Raw genomic sequence first — 17,550 nt, 5'->3', positions numbered from 1 at the left:
CTGGCTCCTTCTCGTGGCTGGCCGCATAAACGTGGCGGGATAGCTGTTGACACGTTGACGGCGCGCCGTGAGGAGGGCCTGACACACGTGAAAGCCCGCCAGCAGGGCGCTACGCCGAGGACGTGTCCATCCGGGATCGCGCTGCGACCTGTCTATGGATATCCGGAAGTTCGGCACGGACTGACGACCGAGCCCTCATGTGTGGCGGAGGACCCGCATCGTGACGCCGCCGGCGCATCGGAATGAGCACTCGGGGTCACGGCGTCAGGACGACTTTTCGGCAGTCTTCTTCCTTTTTGTCGAAGACTTCGTAGCCTCGTGCCGCATCGGCCAGTTTCAGCCGGTGCGAGATGATGATCTCGGGATCGAGGCTGCCGTCCTCGATAAAATCGAGTAGCTCGGGCAGGTAGCGCTGGACATGGGTCTGGCCCATGGCCAGCGTCAGCCCCTTGTCGAAGGCATCACCGATGAGGAAGGCGTGGATGAAGCCGGCATAGACGCCGGGGATGCTGACGATGCCGCCGCGGCGTGTCGCGGTAATGCACTGGCGGATGACCTCGCCCGAACTCGTCTCGAGCTTGAGCGTGCTCAACACGGTCTCGGTTGTACTGCCCTTGGCTTCGAAGCCCACGGCATCGATGCTCGCATCAACGCCGCGCCCGCCGGTGTTGTGCAGGATAAACTCCGAGGGGTCCACGCTGCTGAAGTCCACGGGGATGACGTCGTAGGCGCTCACGGCAAAATCGAGCCGGTACTTCTCCGAGTCAACCATGTAGATCCGTTCCGCTCCCAGCATGCGCGCGCAGGCTGCGGCCATCAGGCCCACGGGGCCTGCGCCGAAAATGGCAACCGTGGAGCCCTCGCTGATTTTCGCGTTGAGGACCGCCTGGTAACCCGTGGGCAGGATGTCTGACATGAACAGCACGCGCTCGTCGCTAAGGCTGCCGGGAATGGCGAAGGGGCCGACATTCGCCTTGGGCACGCGAACGAGTTCGGCCTGACCGCCTGGCACGCCACCATAGAGGTGGGAATAACCGAACAATGCCGCCGGCGGAGTCATCTGCGGACGCTTGCGCAGGCTAGCGCCTGCGTCCGGATTGGTGGTCTCGCACGCCGCAAACTGGTCGTGCTCACAGAAGAAACATTTGCCGCACGCGATCACGAACGGGATCACGACGCGATCGCCCTTCTTCACGTTCGTGACGGCGGGTCCAGTGTCCTCCACCACGCCCATGAACTCATGACCGAAGATGTCACCGTGCTTCGTCTCAGGGATCTTGCCGTGATACAGGTGCAGGTCGGAGCCGCAGATCGCGGTCGCCGTCACGCGCAGAATGATGTCGTCTTCCTGCTCAAGAATGGGATCGGGCACGGTTTCTACCCGCACATCTTTGGAGCCGTGGTAGGTCAGTGCTTTCACAGGACTCTCCTCGTCTAAACGCTGACCGTCCCATGTCCGGACTCAACGGCGGGTGAGCAATTGCCTTCGAACCTTAGACGGCGCGGGAACGAAGCGTGACCTACCGTATTTGGTTTCCGCCGGAGCATCCTATGAACGACACCACGAGCACGCCCGCCCTCGTCGATCCCACCACGCGCTTTCCGGGCCCGCCGTTCGATACGCCGAAGCAATCCGCGCCGGGCACGGTGCACAAGCTGAATCCCCCGGCCGACCACGGCGAGACGAGCTACAAGGGTAGCGGTCGGCTGAAGGGCCGGCGCGCGCTGGTCACCGGTGGGGATAGCGGTATTGGCCGCGCTGCCGCCATCGCCTTCGCGAAAGAAGGTGCGGATGTCGTTATCAATTACCTGCCTGAGGAAGAAGAGGATGCAAAGGAGGTCGTCGCCTTGCTCGAGAAGGAAGGCGTCGTCGCCAAGGGTATCCCGGGTGACCTGAAGGACGAAGCGTTCTGCCGGTCGCTGGTCAAGCAAGCCAGCGACGCGCTCGGCGGCCTCGACATCCTGGCCAACGTGGCCGGCAAGCAAACGCACCAGAAGTCGATCGAGGACATCACGACCGACCAGTTCGACGCCACCTTCAAGACGAACGTCTACGGGCTGTTCTGGCTGTGCAAGGCTGCGCTGGAAATCATGCCGGCCGGCAGCACGATCGTGAACACGGCGAGCATCCAGTCGTACGATCCCTCCGCCATCCTGCTCGATTACGCGTCGACCAAGGCGGCGATCGTTGCCTTCACCAAGGCGCTGGCGGGCCAGGTGGCCGAGCGAGGCATCCGCGTGAACGCGGTCGCACCTGGCCCGATTTGGACGCCACTGCAGCCATCCGGCGGCCAGCCGATGGAGAAGCTGAAGGATTTCGGCTCACAGGTTCCGCTCAAGCGCCCGGGGCAGCGGGTGGAGTGCGCGCCGGTCTACGTGCTTCTCGCGTCAAACGAGTCGAGCTTCACGACGGGTGAGACATATGGCGTGACGGGCGGTAATCCCTTGCCCTAAGAAACCAGCGACCGTCGTAAGACCTGCGCCGTTTGATTCAACCGGTTGAGAGGCTTGCCGGTAGTACGATGCGCAGGTGCCCGTGGGACCTCGTTGGCCTTATTGCCGAGCGACTGCCCCTCGTTTCGGGACCGTAGCGTCTAAGGCTCCGGATCGGTTAGACGGTGCGGGGCGGCAGCGGTAAGTCGCGGCATCGCCAGACGCCATAGGCTTTGAGATGCGCCCCCGCTAGGCGACGTGGAGGTAACTCTCCTGATGACTAATAAACTGCCTCGGGACGACCTTGGGCCCCGCGAGCCGCGCACGGTTTCTCGCGGCCGAGCATTTGTTTATGTGCTGCCGTGCCGTGACCGCGATCTGGTGAAGGTGGGCTTCGCACGCGACCCGCTGCGCCGATTCGTCGACTTGCATAGGCGCTTTCATACATTCTTTGACCTGGAGAGGGGCCTTCTTGTCGCGGTTGACGCCGTTGCGGAGGCGCGCAAGATTGAGCGTGCTCTGCACGCCAGTGTTGCGCCTTCGCGCGTCGCCGCGCCGCTCGAGACGCGAGCGGCGGCGGCCGGAAAAACCGAATGGTATGCGGGTATCGATCCGCTTGTGACGGCGCAGGCGCGCTTATTGGCTGTTGCTGGCGGCCACGAGGTGATCGCGCCTCTGCGGGCATGGCTCGCTAAGCGCTTGGATGAACATACCGACCGCGCGTACGACTGGGCGGCCCGGCTTTACGAAGCGATGATCGAGGCGCAGGCCTATGATCACGACGCCCATGGCGCGGAAGATATGCTCGCGCTAGCGATCGCGCGCTACGCGGCAGTCGGTCTTCCAGTGAGGACCCTGATGCCCGAAGAAGTTCTGCGGTGGTATGAAGAGCGCTATCACCTCTTAGACTAATGCGACAATACATGCGCCCGTACGCGATGGCCATCTCCTGGGTCGAACTGATGGGCGGCTTTTCAAGAAGCTCTGTGTGCCAGATGGCCGTGCCGTGCCAGGTCGTCCAGCGCTTATGCCGACCAGCCCAGTGGGCGCGCATAAGTGGCCGCCCCTCCATCGTCCGCCCACGGAGACAAGCACCGAGGATCAAGCGGTGGAGGAAACGTGTCCAATCCCCACACGGGCGCCTTATTCGTCACGCAAGGGCGGCGAAATCATCGCACCCGTTCCGTGCTTGCCATTTCACCATCGTCGCCCATGGCACGTGACAGCAAGTCGTCCCCCGGCACACAACGTAAGCCATGCCGGATCCCTAAAGCGTTTGTGCGATGTCGAAAGCGCCGCACATACGTCCGTTGCACGAGATAACTGCTGTCATCTCCGCTTTCGATGAGGACTCCCCCATGCCGCCAGCGTTCTTTCAGCATGCCCGGACGGACGGTTTTTTGCCGCTCGAGGCGTACGGCGTCCTCGGCGATGGCCGTACGGTAGCCTTGGTCGGTGCGGATGGGAGCATTGATTGGTGGTGCGTGCCCAACATGGATTCCCCACCCCTGTTCGATCGCCTGCTCGATCCGGAGGAGGGCGGCTATTTTCTCCTCGAAGCCGAAAAGCTGCTGTCGGTGGAACGCGTGTACCGCGACGCCAGTAATGTGCTCCAGACCACGTTCCACACGGCCACGGGCGTTGCACAGGTGACCGAGTCACTCAACAGTGGTAGCGCCGGGCGGCTGCCGTGGGAGGAGCTGGCACGGCGCGTCGACGGTCTGGAGGGCACAGTGACATTCCACGTCCACTTCCGACCGGGGCGCCAGGCCGACAAGGTCAACCCCTACGTTAGCGGGGCCGAGGTGCAGCGCGTCTTTCATGTCGGCCGCGTGCTCGGCGTTTTCCTCTGTAGTAACGGCGTCGTCATAGACAAGGAAACCGACGCGGGTCTGCGTGGCAAGTTCTTCGTCGAGCCGGGCGACCGGGAAGTCCTGGCGATTATTGCGGGGCGCGACGAGCCGCTCGTGGTGCCGTCCATCAGCGATATCGACGCGCGTGTCGATATTTCCGATGCCGAGTGGCGGCGATGGAGCGAGGACGTGCGATTTACAGGACCACGGCGCGATGCCTTGGTGCGCCACGCGTTGTCGCTGAAGCTGCTTTTGTACTCCCCCACAGGCGCTATCGCTGCGGCCGGGACGACATCGCTGCCGGAACGGATCGGCGGCGACAAGAACTACGACTATCGTTTCGCCTGGGTCCGCGACGCGGGCTACACCATAAAGGCCTTCTTGCGCATTGGCGCCATGGCCGAGGCGAAGGCGGCGTTCACCTGGCTGATCGCGCGGCTGCGCGAGAGCGAAGGCGATCTCTTCTACACCTTGCGCGGCGACGCGCCGCCGGACGTGGAGGAAGTGACCATACGTGGCTATCGCGATTCGCGCCCGGTGGTCATCGGTAACCGGGTCACCGGCCAGCATCAGCACGGAGTGTTCGGTGACATCCTCGAAACGGCGGCGCGGTTCGTCAAGGGCGGTAACGTCCTCGACGCCGAAACGGCGGCCACGCTGTCGGCCTTGGCCGATCGCTGCGCCGAAAGCTGGCGTCTGCCCGATTCAGGTATCTGGGAACTGCCCGAGCCGCGGCACTACACCATGTCGAAGGAGAGCGCCTGGCAGGCGCTAGCGCGTGCCGTTGACCTCGCCGACGGCGGCCACCTGCCCACCACATGCCGTGATCGTTGGGCACGTGAGCGCGACCGCATCGGCCACTGGGTGGGGGAGCATTGCTGGTCCACGGCGAAGGACGCCTTCGTGTTCTTTCCCGGTAGCGATCAGCTGGATGCCTCGCTGGCACTGGCGGTTCGCTTTGGCTTCGATGGCCATGAGCGGTTACGGCGCACCATGGTCGCCATCGATCGCGAGCTCGCCCACGGACCGTTCCACTATCGGTATTCCAGCGCGCGTGGTCAGGAGGGTTGCTTTCTTGCGTGCACGTTCTGGATGGCCGAGGCTTGGCAACTGCTCGGCGATCATGCAAAAGCCGAAGCGACGCTGGACGGTGTCCTGGCTGGCTTGGCGGGCGGTCCCGGCACACTCGCGGAAATGGTGGACGGCGACACAGGCGCCTGGCTGGGGAATCTTCCGCAGGGGCTGAGCCATCTTGCCGCGGTGCATGCCATCGTTACGGTGGCAGGCGGCGAGCTTTGAGCCCCGGGAGAGGGTTCGCATCCGGTTGCTGTTGCCGAATACGCCTCTTGTACATGGGGCATGGCGCCTGGAACCATCGTTCAATTCCAGGCTTCGTTCTCGAGAAGCCGTGCCCCCGCGCTCTCGGCGAGGGCGCCCGAGCGGTGGTACCCCCCACGCTGACGACACTGCGGTGACCGGATAAGGCCATGACGTCGGCCAAGGGGACGCCAGCGCGCCGCGCCTCCGTGATGGACCCGGCGCGCAGGCTGTGCTCCCCAATGTCACCCTCCCCGCCTGCCGCCTGCGTGCGGCGCTGGATGACCGCGCCGCACGCAGGCGGGCGAGAGGCCAGAGCCGACGCGATCGCGCCACCGGCGCCGAAATATTCATCGGATGCACCAGATGATCCGATCCGACCCGCGCGTGGCCAGTTCCTCGAGGAGGAAATGCTTGTTACCGCTTCAGCTCTTTGATCGCCAATTCGAGGGCGTCGGACAGTGAGAAAATGGCCGCCGCATAGTTTGACGCGGCGCTGTACCCTCGGGTCCCAGCGTGTCGATCAGGAGGGCCGCGGCGGCCTCGACCGACGCAAAGCCAAGCAAGGCAGCAACGGTCGCCATTTGTCGTGCGCAAAAGCGGACCTCGGTCAAGTCGCAGGCCAAGAGCGCATCCCGCAGCGATTGTCCTTCTCGCAGCAGTGCTTCGGCGTCGTGTTCGACGGCATCGTCCGACATCGGCCCACCTCCTAGAGCATCTCAGGCAAACGCCTCATTCACAGGCGGCCGTGTCTGACGCTGCCACCGACGTAATCGGAATTGGCCGATGAGTGGTGATATGCATGTCGCGCTGCGTCTCAGTCATTTGCGTCGCCAGCTCCACATTAAATGCCCTCTACTCCAGCCAGGCCGGGTCCATCGAGACGAAGGTCAGTTGCAGCCACTCGATAAAAGCCCGGATCTGTGGGGCGACAAAGGTGCGGCTGGGGTAGAGGATCGACACAGGCTTGGGTAACGGCCTGTAGGACGAAAGGACTTCGACCAATGAGCCATCGCGCAAGTATTTGTCAACGAGAAGGCCTGGCACTTGCACGATACCAAACCCTGCCAACGCGCACTGCACATAGGCGGTGGAATCATCTACCAAGATCGAACTGGCGCACACCACGCTCGACTCGGCTCCATTCTCCGTGAACTGCCACGGCAAAACACGATGGCTGATTCCTGACTGGAAATTGATGGCAAGGTGTTGCTCGAGTTCCGGGGGACTAGCGGGTGTGCCATGCGCTTCTAGGTAAGCGGGCGCGGCGCAAGTGAGCATGCGGATAGCTCCCAGGCGTCGTCCGACAAGACTGGAGTTTTGCAGCTCACCTATTCGGATGGCGCAATCGACCCCTTCTGCCACGAGATCGATAGACCGATCGCTGACGCCTAGCGCCAGGACAACACCGGGATGCGCCTGTCGGAAGGCGCCGAGGTGGCGCATGAAGGGCTGAACCGCGAATGCTGCAGGCACGTCGATCCGTAGGCGGCCGGAGGCTGCTCCACCAGAGGCACCGAACATCGTCGTCGCGTCGGACACCCTGGCCAGGATTTCGTCAGCCCTTGCCAAAAATGCTTCGCCTGCCGGAGTGAGGCTGACGCTACGCGTCGTGCGCTGAAACAGGCGAACCCCCAAGGTTGATTCCAACTCCCCGATCGCGACTGTGACTTTGGGCCGACTCATCTGCAGGGCCTCTGCCGCCTTAGTAAAGCTCTGCAGCTCCGCCAGGCGAGAGAACAGTCGCATCGCTTGCAACAACTCCATGATGATCTCCGTGAGGTCTGAGACGGCGAAGCGATGCCGTGGGTGACCGCCATTGTTTCGGATGAGCATAACAATGTTGATCCCGTTCCCGCATTTATTAACCCGATCCGCGGCCGAACAATGGTGTGGTCTGCCGGACTAAGCCGGCCCACTAAAATGCGGAGTAGGTATGAAAGCGTGGCTGTTAAACGGTTTTGGGCTCGATAACCTGGTTCTTGGCGACACTCCCACCCCGACGCCAAAGAAGGGCGAATTGCTGGTGAAGGTTGGCGCTGTCTCGCTTAATTTTCGCGACAAGGCCATCGTCGACGGCATCTATGAGCCGCACCTCGTTCCCAAGCCCCTGATTCCCGTCAGCGACGCGGCCGGTACCGTGGTTGCGGTGGGCGAGGGTGCGACGAAGTTTGAGGTTGGCGATCGGGTCAATTCGCACCTCTATTCCACCTGGATCGACGCTGATCCGCTCCCGGACGCCCCCGCACACTGCATCGGGATGCCCCTCCCCGGAGGCCTGGCCGAGTACATGATCCTGCACGAGGATCGCGTCGCCCGGGCACCGGCAAATATGACGGATGCCGAAGCGGCGACCTTGCCCATTGCCGCACTCACTGCGTGGTACGCACTCGTCGACTTCGCCAACGTCCAGCCTGGCCAGACCGTGTTGGTGCAAGGCACCGGAGGCGTGTCGATCTTTGCCGTTCAGATCGCCAAGGCGCTAGGAGCTCGGGTGATCATTACGTCGAGCCGCAAGGAAAACCTCGAGCGTGCGGCGGCCCTGGGTGCCGATGACCTCGTTAACTACCGGAGCCACCCGAAATGGGAGGACGAGGTGCTGCGCTTGACGGCAGGGAAGGGTGCTGACCTGGTCCTTGACGTCGCCGGCGGTGATGGACTCAACCAGTCCGTCCAGGCCGCGCGCGCCGGCGGCGCGATTGCCCAGATCGGATTCCTGACTGGTCAGACAGCGAACCTCGACATCATGCCGGTGATCTTCCGCCAGACCACCATTCGTGGAATCGCGGTAGGAACACTCAAGGCATTCGAGCGGATGAATGTGTTCCTCGAGAACCACGCGATCAAGCCGGTCATCGATACCATTTACCCGTTTGCCCAAGCCCGCGAAGCTTACGAGCATCTGGCGCGAGGTGCGTTCGGGAAGGTCGTGATTAACGTCGCGTAACGACCCATGAACCGTTTCGCCCATCACCCGGGGTTTGCGCGGGTATTTCAGCCGGGACGACTCACGGTGGGGCTTATTGCCCCACTTGAGGGATAGCTCCGACATCGCGCTCGAGTTGCTGAGCGAGCATCCGGAAGCGCTAGTGGGATCGCCCGCGAAGGCGATGACGCACAAGTCGGCATGGGACTGATTTCGAGTCAGGTACAGAATGGCTCAACCGCGCCGGTCGTGGGCCATTCGTTTTAGGGGATTCGCCCTCGCAAGCTCCTGAAGATGCCCGGTGCGCCGTCCGAGTTTTGGGTCGTCCAGCGTCCGCAACGCTCTCGTTGCGAGCCACCCTTACACCCGCTGCATCACTGGGAGCCAGCCGCCGGATCTCGTCTCCTTCAGGACATCAACCATCCGAGAGCCACCCAAAGCCTGTGCCAACGCCAGGGCATGTTCCACCGCCAGCCATTCGGACTCAAAGGTCTCCGAACTCGATGCGGCCAGTACCCGCCACGTCCGAGTGTTCATGGCCGGGAAGAAGATAAAGATCCGTCGGCGCGCCTGATCCTTCACTTTCTGCGACGCCGGCGGATTTCCGCACGGACGTCCCATGACGCTGCGCCGACGGTCATTACTGCTTTGCGAAGCTCAACTTCGCTCACGCCCAGAACGCGCGTCCAATAACTCATGTCGGACCGAAGGCAAACGTCTACCTTCGTCAAATCTGCCGGGGCAGCGACGAACTTGTTGATGGGCATGGGAGTAACCTCTGGACCAAGGCAGCTATGACACTCACTGCGTTATCTAAGTGTGAGGAGGCCATGGCGGTAGGAACACGGAGGTCACGAGTCGTGCCCAAACATCTCTTCGTGAGACGCGATTCAAGCAGAGTCTTGGTACCTACCCCGAGGCTCTAACCATGCGTCAGCGCCGCTTTCTCACCCCGGCCCAGCAACGGGCTACAAACGTCAAGAAGAACTTCGGCAAAGACAATTACCGTCCCAGACACAATGTCTGGTATGCAAAATGGCGACGACTGGGGTCCAGGATTGTTCCCCAAGGCTGTCTGGACTGCTACAGGGAAAACCCGCCGAGCGGAACGCCCTGATCGAGCTCATCACATACGTGAACTGAGTTTGCTCAAGGAATGCTTTCGTCTGCCGATGCATCCATAGCCGCCCAGTTTACGTACGGCTATGCATGCCAGCCGATTCGTGTGTCCTTATGCCGACCCAAGCCGCCCGTCGAGCCAACTTACGCGTCGTCATCGAGCAACTCGAGCAGGACGGCCTCTCATCTCGCGAGGCTCAAGCACACTTCCTTGGGGAGGCCGTGACCGCTCGCCGCCTACAAGCGATGCTCGAGGGTGCCTATATCGACGCGCTCTTTGCTGGTCATATTGAGCACGTACTGTTTAAGCCGCGCGGCTGGATGAGCAAAGAACCTTCGGCATCTGGCCTGCTGGAGCCGGACGAGGCGTGACACGCTCCTTTCGCCAGCGATCGCAGGCAGTGCGACCGGAACGGACCTGGTCCGCCGTAGTCGAGCTACGGCGCACTAGGCCACCTAAGCACGCAGGATGACGTGATAGGCCCTTGCACCCATGCATAGAGCGACTGTTCCCGATCTACACATCCGGACGCATGCAAGGCTGCCGCCGGCCTTTTCGGCTGTCTCAGCGGAAAGGGTCGACTTCCCGACTAAGGTGGGGGATGGAAGGGGAACCTTAGCCGAGCGGTTTTAGTATGGCACGGGTTTTATTTCACACGAGCACCGGATACCGCAGTCGCCGCGCTATGCGCTGGCAGCCGTCACGGCCCCAGCTCGCGACGGGTGAGGTACACCGCCCACGCCACGGTAAAACGGCCCTCAGGGCATCGGCGCGCGAGACCGACCTCGATGTAGAAGTTACCGTGGGTGAGCAGCATGGGTGAATTTCCTAATCGATTCCTGGCAGCGATCGTGCCCGGTATGTAATCAGGTTGCCATGGCCTGCGCTCGACGACGGCCCGCCATCTTCGCCGCGCGCTCAGCTTCCCGCTCATCGTCGTATGGCCCGGTGCTGCCCTCGAACAGCGGAAGAGCGTCAGCGTTTTCTTCGAGGTCCGGCCGCTGGCTGTAAATGAACCAGTGTCCGCACCACTGTTCGCCTTCCCTGGACGCGGGAAGAGTGACCGTTGATACCCAGAACCCATCAACTGGAAGGGGCAGCGACATGCATGATCTCCCAGTCGGATTCAGTGCCCCAACGATGCGCTCATTCATGGGGTCGAATGTAAAAGCGAGTGTAGAAGGTCGGCGTCTTGTGATGCATCGCTAACCCGGTTGAGCCACTGGCATCCAGCTCCCTGACCTGGTCTCCTTCACTACATCGACCATACGCGACCCACCCAGCGCATGCGCTAGACCGAGAGCATGCTCCACAGCAAGCCATTCGGACTCAAACGTTTGCGAGCTCGATCCGGCAAGCACCCGCCAGGATCGTGTGTTCATCGCGGGGAAGAAGATGAAAACGCGGCGGCGCGCCTGGTCCTTCACTTTCTGCGATGTCGGCGAGTTTCGACGCGAACGTCCCAAGAGGCCGGGCCAACGGCCATCTCCGCCTTCCGCAACTCGACCTCGGTGACGTCCAGCACGCGCGTCCAGTAACGCATATCAGGTCGAAAGCAAACGTCTACCTTAGTCAGGTCTGCCGGCGCAGCGACGAACTGATCGATGGACACCGGGGGCGACCTCTGGAGAGATGTATCGATAACACGTCGACGGTTACGCTGCTGTAACGGGATGGATCTTTGGTCACCTCGTCACGGATGTGACGATGGGCGAGAGGCGTCACCGGTAGGGAACAATAAACTATGAGTTTCGTCATCAACGTACGCGCACCGTTGATGCCCAACGAGGAGAACGCCATGAGCAACGACGAACGCACGCAGAACCAGCCCGATCCCAATAACGATGCGAAGACGAGCCCGGGGCAAAAGCCCAACGACGAGAGGAGCAGGCGCGATAGAGGGCAGGACAACGGCTCACAGGAGCCGTCCCAGAAGTAGGCACTGATATACCCAGACGGTCGAGCGTCTGGACCCCGTACGCGCCGAGATCGGATGGAAGGATCATATGGCGGCTGGAACACACAAGCGATCGAAGACGCGCGAACAAATCGACCTAACCCGGCGGGACGATGTCCGATATTGGATGAAGGCGCTCGGGATCTCGGAACAGACGCTCACGGCGGCCGTTAAACGCGTGGGCAACTCTTCGGCTGATGTCCTTAGCGAGTTGAGGCGGCGGAAGTCCAACTGCCGGTGATTTCTATTTCTCACACCAAGTTGTACGCTGCCGCCGCTACAACTGTGGTATTAGGGCAAGCCCAGCCAGTGACGGTCGCTCTGTCTTGAGACCGCCGCGGACGTTAGTGAGCCGGAAGACGTCATCATTTCCGACGACCAGATGCCACATATCGGCGGCGCTGCGCTGGTGCAGAACTTAAGCCCAATTCCCTTTCGTGCCGGCCATCCTGATCTGCATGAATGAACCAGACGCACCGTTGGATCTCGATGGGGTACGATCAGCTTGCGCTCGCGAGGCCCGTCACGGCTGCCTGACTCGCATCGTACATCTACGATGCGATGCTCGAAGGTAGGCATAAAAGTCGATATGTCGCGGCGTCCATGCCGCGGCATATTGGATCAAAACTTGTAGCTAACTTTCAGCGCGCCTGTGTCAGACGTCAGGTGATTGGCAAATTCACCAGAGTATTCCAAACGCACGTCCCAGTGGTCCCCGGTTTTCAGGTCCAGTCCAGCAGTGGTCTTCAAGCGTTCCTTAGGCAGAGTGCTCGACTGGCTGAAGTAGGCTGGACCGGGCTGGTCGGCGAGCTGCATGTTGGTCGAGAGGTTGCCCTGGTTGTAGAAGGCCCCGCCCAGACCGGCGTACACCTGTAGCGTCGTGTCGCTGCCCATGTCGAACTTGCTTCCGGCCTCCAGCATTGGCGAGGCCGCAATCACATTGGCGTGCGACCCGGCGATCTTCAGGTCCGAAGCGCCCCCACCTTGCTCAGTGTAGCCGTCCGAATCGATCCGCGTAGCATGCAAATCGGCATACGGTTTCAAATACCAGTTGTCGAATGCGAACTGGCGGCTGACACGCGAGTGCAGACCCCAATTGGTTACATCGAACTTACCCCGTGCAAGGCCGCCGAGATCATAGAAAGGCGCATAGCGGGTGGAATGGTAGGTCATCTGGCCGCCTTCCACGGCAGCGGAGACCAGCCAGTCGCCCATCTGGTGCTTCGCGATCAAGCCCGCGGTCCAGCCTTCGCCGCTCACCGAACCCTGCGTGGCTGTGGCGCTCAGGCTCGTGTGGTCGGACGAGATCGATCCTCCGACGAACCAATCGTCCGCCACCTCCTTCTGTCCGCCCAGCTGAAAGACCTGGCCACTCTGGTGGTAGCCCATGCTATCGCTGGCTACGTCGCGGTCGGTGCTGTTGCTGATGACGCGGCCCCAGGCGCAGTCGTGCTCGTGCTGGAACATGTCGCCGTCAAAGCGGGGACAGCTATTCATTCGCTCTACGAACGCATTACTTGTTACTACATGGTTGACACTGGCGGCAGACGCACCCTCGTTTGACAACGACTGCAGCGCGGAGACGTACTGGGCTGCGTTGCTCACGCCCGCCAGTCGGGCATAGGTCTGCGACATCGCCTGCGTGGCGCTCGAATTCCAGTTGCTGTCGAGATAGCCAGCCGTGCTAAGCAGGTTCTGGTTGCTGGTGGCAGCAGCCGCCGTGCTCGCGAAGTGCGATGCGCCACTGGCCTGCACACTCAGATCGATTGGCCCCCATGAGAGCGAGTCGTTGAACAGGTAGTTGTTGCCCGCATCGGTGACGTTCGGCTTCGCGGTTCCAAAGTAGTTGCCCGCACCCATGATGGCGACAGGCGTATCGGGCTTGAGCGTCGTGGGTGCAATGAGGATGGAGGAGCCGTTGGTGAACGTGATGCCGTTTTGCACGGACAGGTAGCTCGCGGTCTTTCCGTAGAAATCCACATGCGCCTGGATCGTACCGGTGTCGATAAGATTGCCGGCGATGGTGCTCATGGCCGTGGTGCGGCCGCCGTTCGCGCCATCGATGTCGAGCATGCCGACGTTGGTGGCGGTGCCGACCGTGCTTGAGGTATTGGTGCCCCAGTAGCCTTCATTGAGGAGGGAGCCGCTGGCGCCGACCGACAGGTCGCCGAGGATCCTCCCGCCGGCCTGGTTATTCACCACGGCATAGGTCTGCGCGCTGACGGCGGTGCCCTGCGCATTGGCGATGGTGCCGGCGTTGTTGACCGTACCGTTCCCGTTGGCAACGGTCCCGGTCAGGTTGATTGCAGCCGCCGAGGCGTTGCCCCTGATCTGGCCACCGGCATCGTTATCGATCGTCACATTGGACTGCCCGTTTTCCGCCTCCGTGTTCGTAAGGATAGCGTTGGCCCCCTTGCCGCTGGCGGAGACTATGCCGCTGTTTTCGATCTTGATAGCACCGGCCGTACCAATGCCGCGAGCGGTGCCCATCACAAGGTTGCCCAACTGGGCCGGATCCGCATTTGCCGTTGCCCAGGTGCCACCACCGCCCCCGATGCTCTGCGCGAAAATGGCGTGGGCATAATCGCCCGTGGTGGCGATGCTGCCGGTATTGGTGACGGTAATGTTGCCGCCATTGCCGGCACGCGTCTTGTTGTCGCCGCCATTGAGCGACCCTGGAAGCCGCACGACATTCCCTGCATTGGCGACATCGCCGCCAAGGATGCCGCCACCACCGACCGTCTGCGCAAGGACACCGTAGGCGCCAGCGCCCGTCGTGCTGATGCTGCCGCCGAGCGTCAGCGCGATGTCACCGCCGTTGCCGCCCATTGTCGGCGCGTCGAACGGATTGCTGCCATTGGCTTCGGTCAGCCCCACGACCCAGCCGCCGCCGCCTCCGATGGACTGCGCCAGGATGCCGTAGGCATCGCGCCCGGCGGTGCTCACCGTGCTACCCGAGGTCGTTGTGACCGAAGCGTTGCCTCCGTTGCCGCACGTGTTGTAGCCCAGGCCGGTCATGACCGGCGCGCAGGCGGCCCAGGTGTTGCCGTCGGGAAGCTCGTTGCTCCCTGCGGTAACCGTGTTGCCGCTGCCGCTGGCGTCCGCCAGAGGATTCGTTACGCCGATCGCCTGGCCGTTGGCAGTGGCGCCGGTCTGCATGACCACAGCCGTGCCGCCGCTGCCGCCGATACTCTGAGCCACGATGCCGACGGCATCGTTCCCCGCCGTGGTGATGCTGCCGCTGTTGGTAGCGACGACATCGCCGCCCTTGCCCAGGGCGAAGATCCCCTTCGCCAAATTTATCTGCACAGGCTTGCCGTTCGACGTCGCGTAGTCGCTTGCAGTCATCACCGTTTCGCCACCGCCGCCGCCCACCGACTGCGCGAACATGCCGAAACTCGCATCACCCTGCGTCGCGATCTGGCCGCTGTTGTTCACGGTCGCCGTGTTGCCGTCCCCAGCGTTGTTCGTGTGCGAGCCGAGGTTTACCGTCAGCGTCGCGGTGTTGCCGCTGCTGGTTTGCTTGTGGTTGGCGGCCGTGGTGCCCGCCTGTCCACCACCGCCGCCGATGCTCTGGGCGACAATGCCCGAGGACGCAGGGCCATAGGTCTGGATGGCTGCCGTGTTCGTGGCGGTGGCGATATTGCCGTCGCCGGATGCCGCGGCACCCTGGTCGCCGCCGGTGCCGCCACCGACATTCAGCTCAGCGTCCACCGCGCCACCCTTGGCGTCGGGCGACGGCAGATCGTTTTGCGCGGCGTAGCCGAGGTAATCGGCTCCCCAGGCCTTGAGCGTTGAGAAATCGACGAGGGCGAAGCCGCCAGGCGTGAACGACTCCACGCCGCCGTAGGTGGCGATATGACCCTTCAGCGCGCCGCTTGCGGCGAGATACTTCGACAACGTAACGCCAGTCGCGGGAAGGCCCGCGGTGCTGCCGGTGCCAGCCTTGCCGCCACCGCCGCCGATCGATTGAGCGAGGATACCCGCCGAATCACCGCCGTACGTGACGATGTTGCCGTTGTTCGTCGCGGTGACCGCGCCACCGTTCCCGGCGACGCTGCCGTCACCGGTCACCGTAATGGTCTCCTTGATGCTGCCGCCGGCGCCTGCCTCCGTACCACCCGTCGCGCGGCCGCCACCGCCACCCACGCTCTGCGCGAAGATGCCGTTGCTGTTGTCGCCCATGGTCAGGACGTTGCCGTCATTGGTCGCCTGCACCGTTCCGCCGGACGAGCCGTTTCCGCCGCTGCCGCCAAGGTGCATGTTCAGTTTCGAGTTACTGCCCTTGTAAGACCCGAGGAACTCCGTCGTCGCCTTGGCCGTGCCGCCGGAGCCGCCACCGCCGCCGACGCTCTGTGCATAGATGCCATCGGCGCTGTCGCCCAGGGTCCAGACGAGCGCTGTGCCGCCGTTTTCCACGGTGACGTTGCCAGCCTGCGCGGCCCCGCCGCCGTTGCCGCCGACGCTGGTGTTCACCGTGAGCGACGGGCCTGTCTGTCCCACGGCCGTGAAGGCGGTCGCGTCACCGCCGTTGCCGCCGCCGTTGCTGATGCTCTGCGCCATAATACCGTGCGACGCGGCGCCGGCCGTCATGATGACGCCGTTGTTGGTGGCGTCCACGTTGCCGCTCGCCGAGCCGTCGCCGCCGTTACCGCCGACGGAGGTGTTGACGGTCAGTTGCGGGACCTCATCGGCACCCGGCAGCTGGAACACATCGGACACGCTCGATCCGCCGTTACCGCCGCCGCCGCTGACGCTCTGTGCAAGCATGCCGTAGGCATTTGCGCCGTTGGTCAGGACCTGGCCACCGTTCACCGAAACGACGTCGCCCGACGTACCGCCTGTGCCACCGGAACCGCCGACGGTCACCTGCACGTTGAGCAGGTCGCTCGCGCTCTGGGCCATGGCCGCGCCGCCATCGCCGCCACCGCCACCCACGGCCTGGGCGACAATGCCCTTGGCATGGCCACCGACTGTGCTGACGATGCCGAGGTTTTCCGCCGTTACCTGCGTGGTGCCCGGCGTGCCCGCGCTGCCGCCGCTGCCGCCGTTGCCGCCCACTGTGTAGTTGAAGGCGCCCAGATTCGTGTTCTGCGCCGAGCCGCCCGTACCGCCGCCGCCGCCAATGGACTGCGCCACCAGGCCGCTGGAGTTCTGTCCGCGGGTGCTGACGATGAAACCCGCTTCCGTAGGATTGTCGCCCGAGCCCTGGACACCATTGTCCAGCGTCACCGAGCTTGCCGCGCCGCCCTTTTCGCCGTTGCCGCCGATGGCGACGCCGGCGAGCAGCGAACCGGCCTCGACGGCACCGCCCGCGCCACCACCGCCGCCAATGGACTGGGCGATGACACCGATCGAGTCCGCACCGACGGTGGACACGGTGTTGAAGGGCCAGGTCGTGTTCGAGCTGTACCCCAGCTGGACGCCGACCGCGCCCGACGCGCCGCCGGCGCCGCCATTGCCACCCTTCTTGTAAAAGATGCCTGCGGCACCGGAGCCGTCGCCGCCAGCGCCGCCAACGGATTGGGCAACGATGCCCGCCGCGGCGAACCCCGTGGTCGCAATGTTGGCATTCTGGACGGTTACGTTGACACTACCGGCATCGCCGGCGTCACCACCCGTGCCGGCGGTGCTAACGGTCCCGTCGCCGTTTCCTCCCGCGCCACCCAAGCCGCCGAGGCTCTGGGCGAGAACACCTGCAGCGAGGTCTGCGGCCTGAGCTGTGTTGCCACTCTTATCAACGACGACGACCGAGCCGGTGGCGGCGGTAGGGGCGCCGACGGCAGTGATCGTCGGAATGAGCTCGTCATCGGACGTGTCGAGGCCGAGAGTGACCTGGACAGCGCCGCCGCGGCCACCCGCGCCGCCATTGCCACCAATGCCAATGCCAATGTTTGAGTATGACCCCGTTCCGTCTCCGCCGCGGCCACCTTCAGATCGCACC

The 17,550-nt window shown here is 63.1% G+C and carries 14 protein-coding genes; 7 read left to right on the top strand and 7 right to left on the bottom strand.

The window, feature by feature from the left end; genetic code table 11:
• Window positions 1-256: 256 nt before the first annotated feature.
• Window positions 257-1,420, bottom strand: coding sequence for a zinc-dependent alcohol dehydrogenase (locus ACTHLF_RS21160; RefSeq protein WP_440330201.1), 1,164 nt, complete (start codon window positions 1,418-1,420; stop codon window positions 257-259).
• A 131-nt stretch (window positions 1,421-1,551) separates the two neighbouring features.
• On the opposite strand from ACTHLF_RS21160, the gene ACTHLF_RS21155 reads away from it, so the two are divergent.
• The 3 genes from ACTHLF_RS21155 to ACTHLF_RS21145 all read left to right on the top strand — a co-directional run bounded on the left by ACTHLF_RS21155 (window position 1,552) and on the right by ACTHLF_RS21145 (window position 5,585).
• Window positions 1,552-2,454: an SDR family oxidoreductase gene (locus ACTHLF_RS21155; protein WP_440330199.1), complete on the top strand. Its 903-nt coding sequence runs from the start codon at window positions 1,552-1,554 to the stop codon at window positions 2,452-2,454.
• A 255-nt stretch (window positions 2,455-2,709) separates the two neighbouring features.
• Window positions 2,710-3,345, top strand: a complete 636-nt coding sequence (locus ACTHLF_RS21150; protein ID WP_440330197.1) for a GIY-YIG nuclease family protein — start codon at window positions 2,710-2,712, stop codon at window positions 3,343-3,345.
• Window positions 3,346-3,791: 446 nt separating this feature from the next.
• The gene (locus tag ACTHLF_RS21145; RefSeq protein ID WP_440330195.1) at window positions 3,792-5,585 is read left to right on the top strand and encodes a glycoside hydrolase family 15 protein; all 1,794 of its coding nucleotides are present in this window, start codon (window positions 3,792-3,794) and stop codon (window positions 5,583-5,585) included.
• 443 nt (window positions 5,586-6,028) lie between these two features.
• Here the strand turns inward: ACTHLF_RS21145 and ACTHLF_RS21140 are convergent, their stop codons facing one another.
• On the bottom strand, window positions 6,029-6,301 hold the full coding sequence (locus ACTHLF_RS21140; RefSeq protein ID WP_440330193.1) for a hypothetical protein: 273 nt from the start codon (window positions 6,299-6,301) through the stop codon (window positions 6,029-6,031).
• A 157-nt stretch (window positions 6,302-6,458) separates the two neighbouring features.
• A complete protein-coding gene (locus tag ACTHLF_RS21135) occupies window positions 6,459-7,439 on the bottom strand; it encodes a LysR substrate-binding domain-containing protein (RefSeq protein ID WP_440330191.1) in 981 nt (326 codons plus the stop codon).
• 100 nt (window positions 7,440-7,539) lie between these two features.
• On the opposite strand from ACTHLF_RS21135, the gene ACTHLF_RS21130 reads away from it, so the two are divergent.
• Window positions 7,540-8,550, top strand: a complete 1,011-nt coding sequence (locus ACTHLF_RS21130) for a zinc-dependent alcohol dehydrogenase family protein (protein ID WP_440330189.1) — start codon at window positions 7,540-7,542, stop codon at window positions 8,548-8,550.
• A 557-nt stretch (window positions 8,551-9,107) separates the two neighbouring features.
• On the opposite strand, the gene ACTHLF_RS21125 is transcribed toward ACTHLF_RS21130, so the two are convergent.
• Window positions 9,108-9,296: a DUF3606 domain-containing protein gene (locus ACTHLF_RS21125; protein WP_440330187.1), complete on the bottom strand. Its 189-nt coding sequence runs from the start codon at window positions 9,294-9,296 to the stop codon at window positions 9,108-9,110.
• A 466-nt stretch (window positions 9,297-9,762) separates the two neighbouring features.
• Here ACTHLF_RS21125 and ACTHLF_RS21120 point away from each other — a divergent pair, with 466 nt between their 5' ends.
• On the top strand, window positions 9,763-10,020 hold the full coding sequence (locus tag ACTHLF_RS21120; RefSeq protein WP_440330185.1) for a hypothetical protein: 258 nt from the start codon (window positions 9,763-9,765) through the stop codon (window positions 10,018-10,020).
• A 495-nt stretch (window positions 10,021-10,515) separates the two neighbouring features.
• Here the strand turns inward: ACTHLF_RS21120 and ACTHLF_RS21115 are convergent, their stop codons facing one another.
• Together ACTHLF_RS21115 and ACTHLF_RS21110 are read right to left on the bottom strand one after the other, a co-directional pair.
• On the bottom strand, window positions 10,516-10,755 hold the full coding sequence (locus tag ACTHLF_RS21115; protein WP_440330183.1) for a hypothetical protein: 240 nt from the start codon (window positions 10,753-10,755) through the stop codon (window positions 10,516-10,518).
• 317 nt (window positions 10,756-11,072) lie between these two features.
• A complete protein-coding gene (locus ACTHLF_RS21110) occupies window positions 11,073-11,261 on the bottom strand; it encodes a DUF3606 domain-containing protein (RefSeq protein WP_440330181.1) in 189 nt (62 codons plus the stop codon).
• Window positions 11,262-11,393: 132 nt separating this feature from the next.
• Here ACTHLF_RS21110 and ACTHLF_RS21105 point away from each other — a divergent pair, with 132 nt between their 5' ends.
• Together ACTHLF_RS21105 and ACTHLF_RS21100 are read left to right on the top strand one after the other, a co-directional pair.
• Complete coding sequence (locus ACTHLF_RS21105; RefSeq protein WP_440330179.1) at window positions 11,394-11,588, top strand: hypothetical protein; 195 nt, start codon at window positions 11,394-11,396, stop codon at window positions 11,586-11,588.
• A gap of 67 nt (window positions 11,589-11,655) precedes the next feature.
• A complete protein-coding gene (locus ACTHLF_RS21100) occupies window positions 11,656-11,847 on the top strand; it encodes a DUF3606 domain-containing protein (RefSeq protein ID WP_440330177.1) in 192 nt (63 codons plus the stop codon).
• Between the two features lie 380 nt (window positions 11,848-12,227).
• Here ACTHLF_RS21100 and ACTHLF_RS21095 read toward each other — a convergent pair.
• Window positions 12,228-17,550, bottom strand: a 5,323-nt coding sequence (locus tag ACTHLF_RS21095; RefSeq protein ID WP_440330175.1) for a hypothetical protein, incomplete at its 5' end; no start/stop codon positions are given.

Origin of the sequence: Luteibacter sp. (assembly GCF_051958795.1) — a bacterium.
GTDB lineage: Bacteria > Pseudomonadota > Gammaproteobacteria > Xanthomonadales > Rhodanobacteraceae > Luteibacter.
This window is presented reverse-complemented; position numbering and strand designations above follow the sequence as displayed.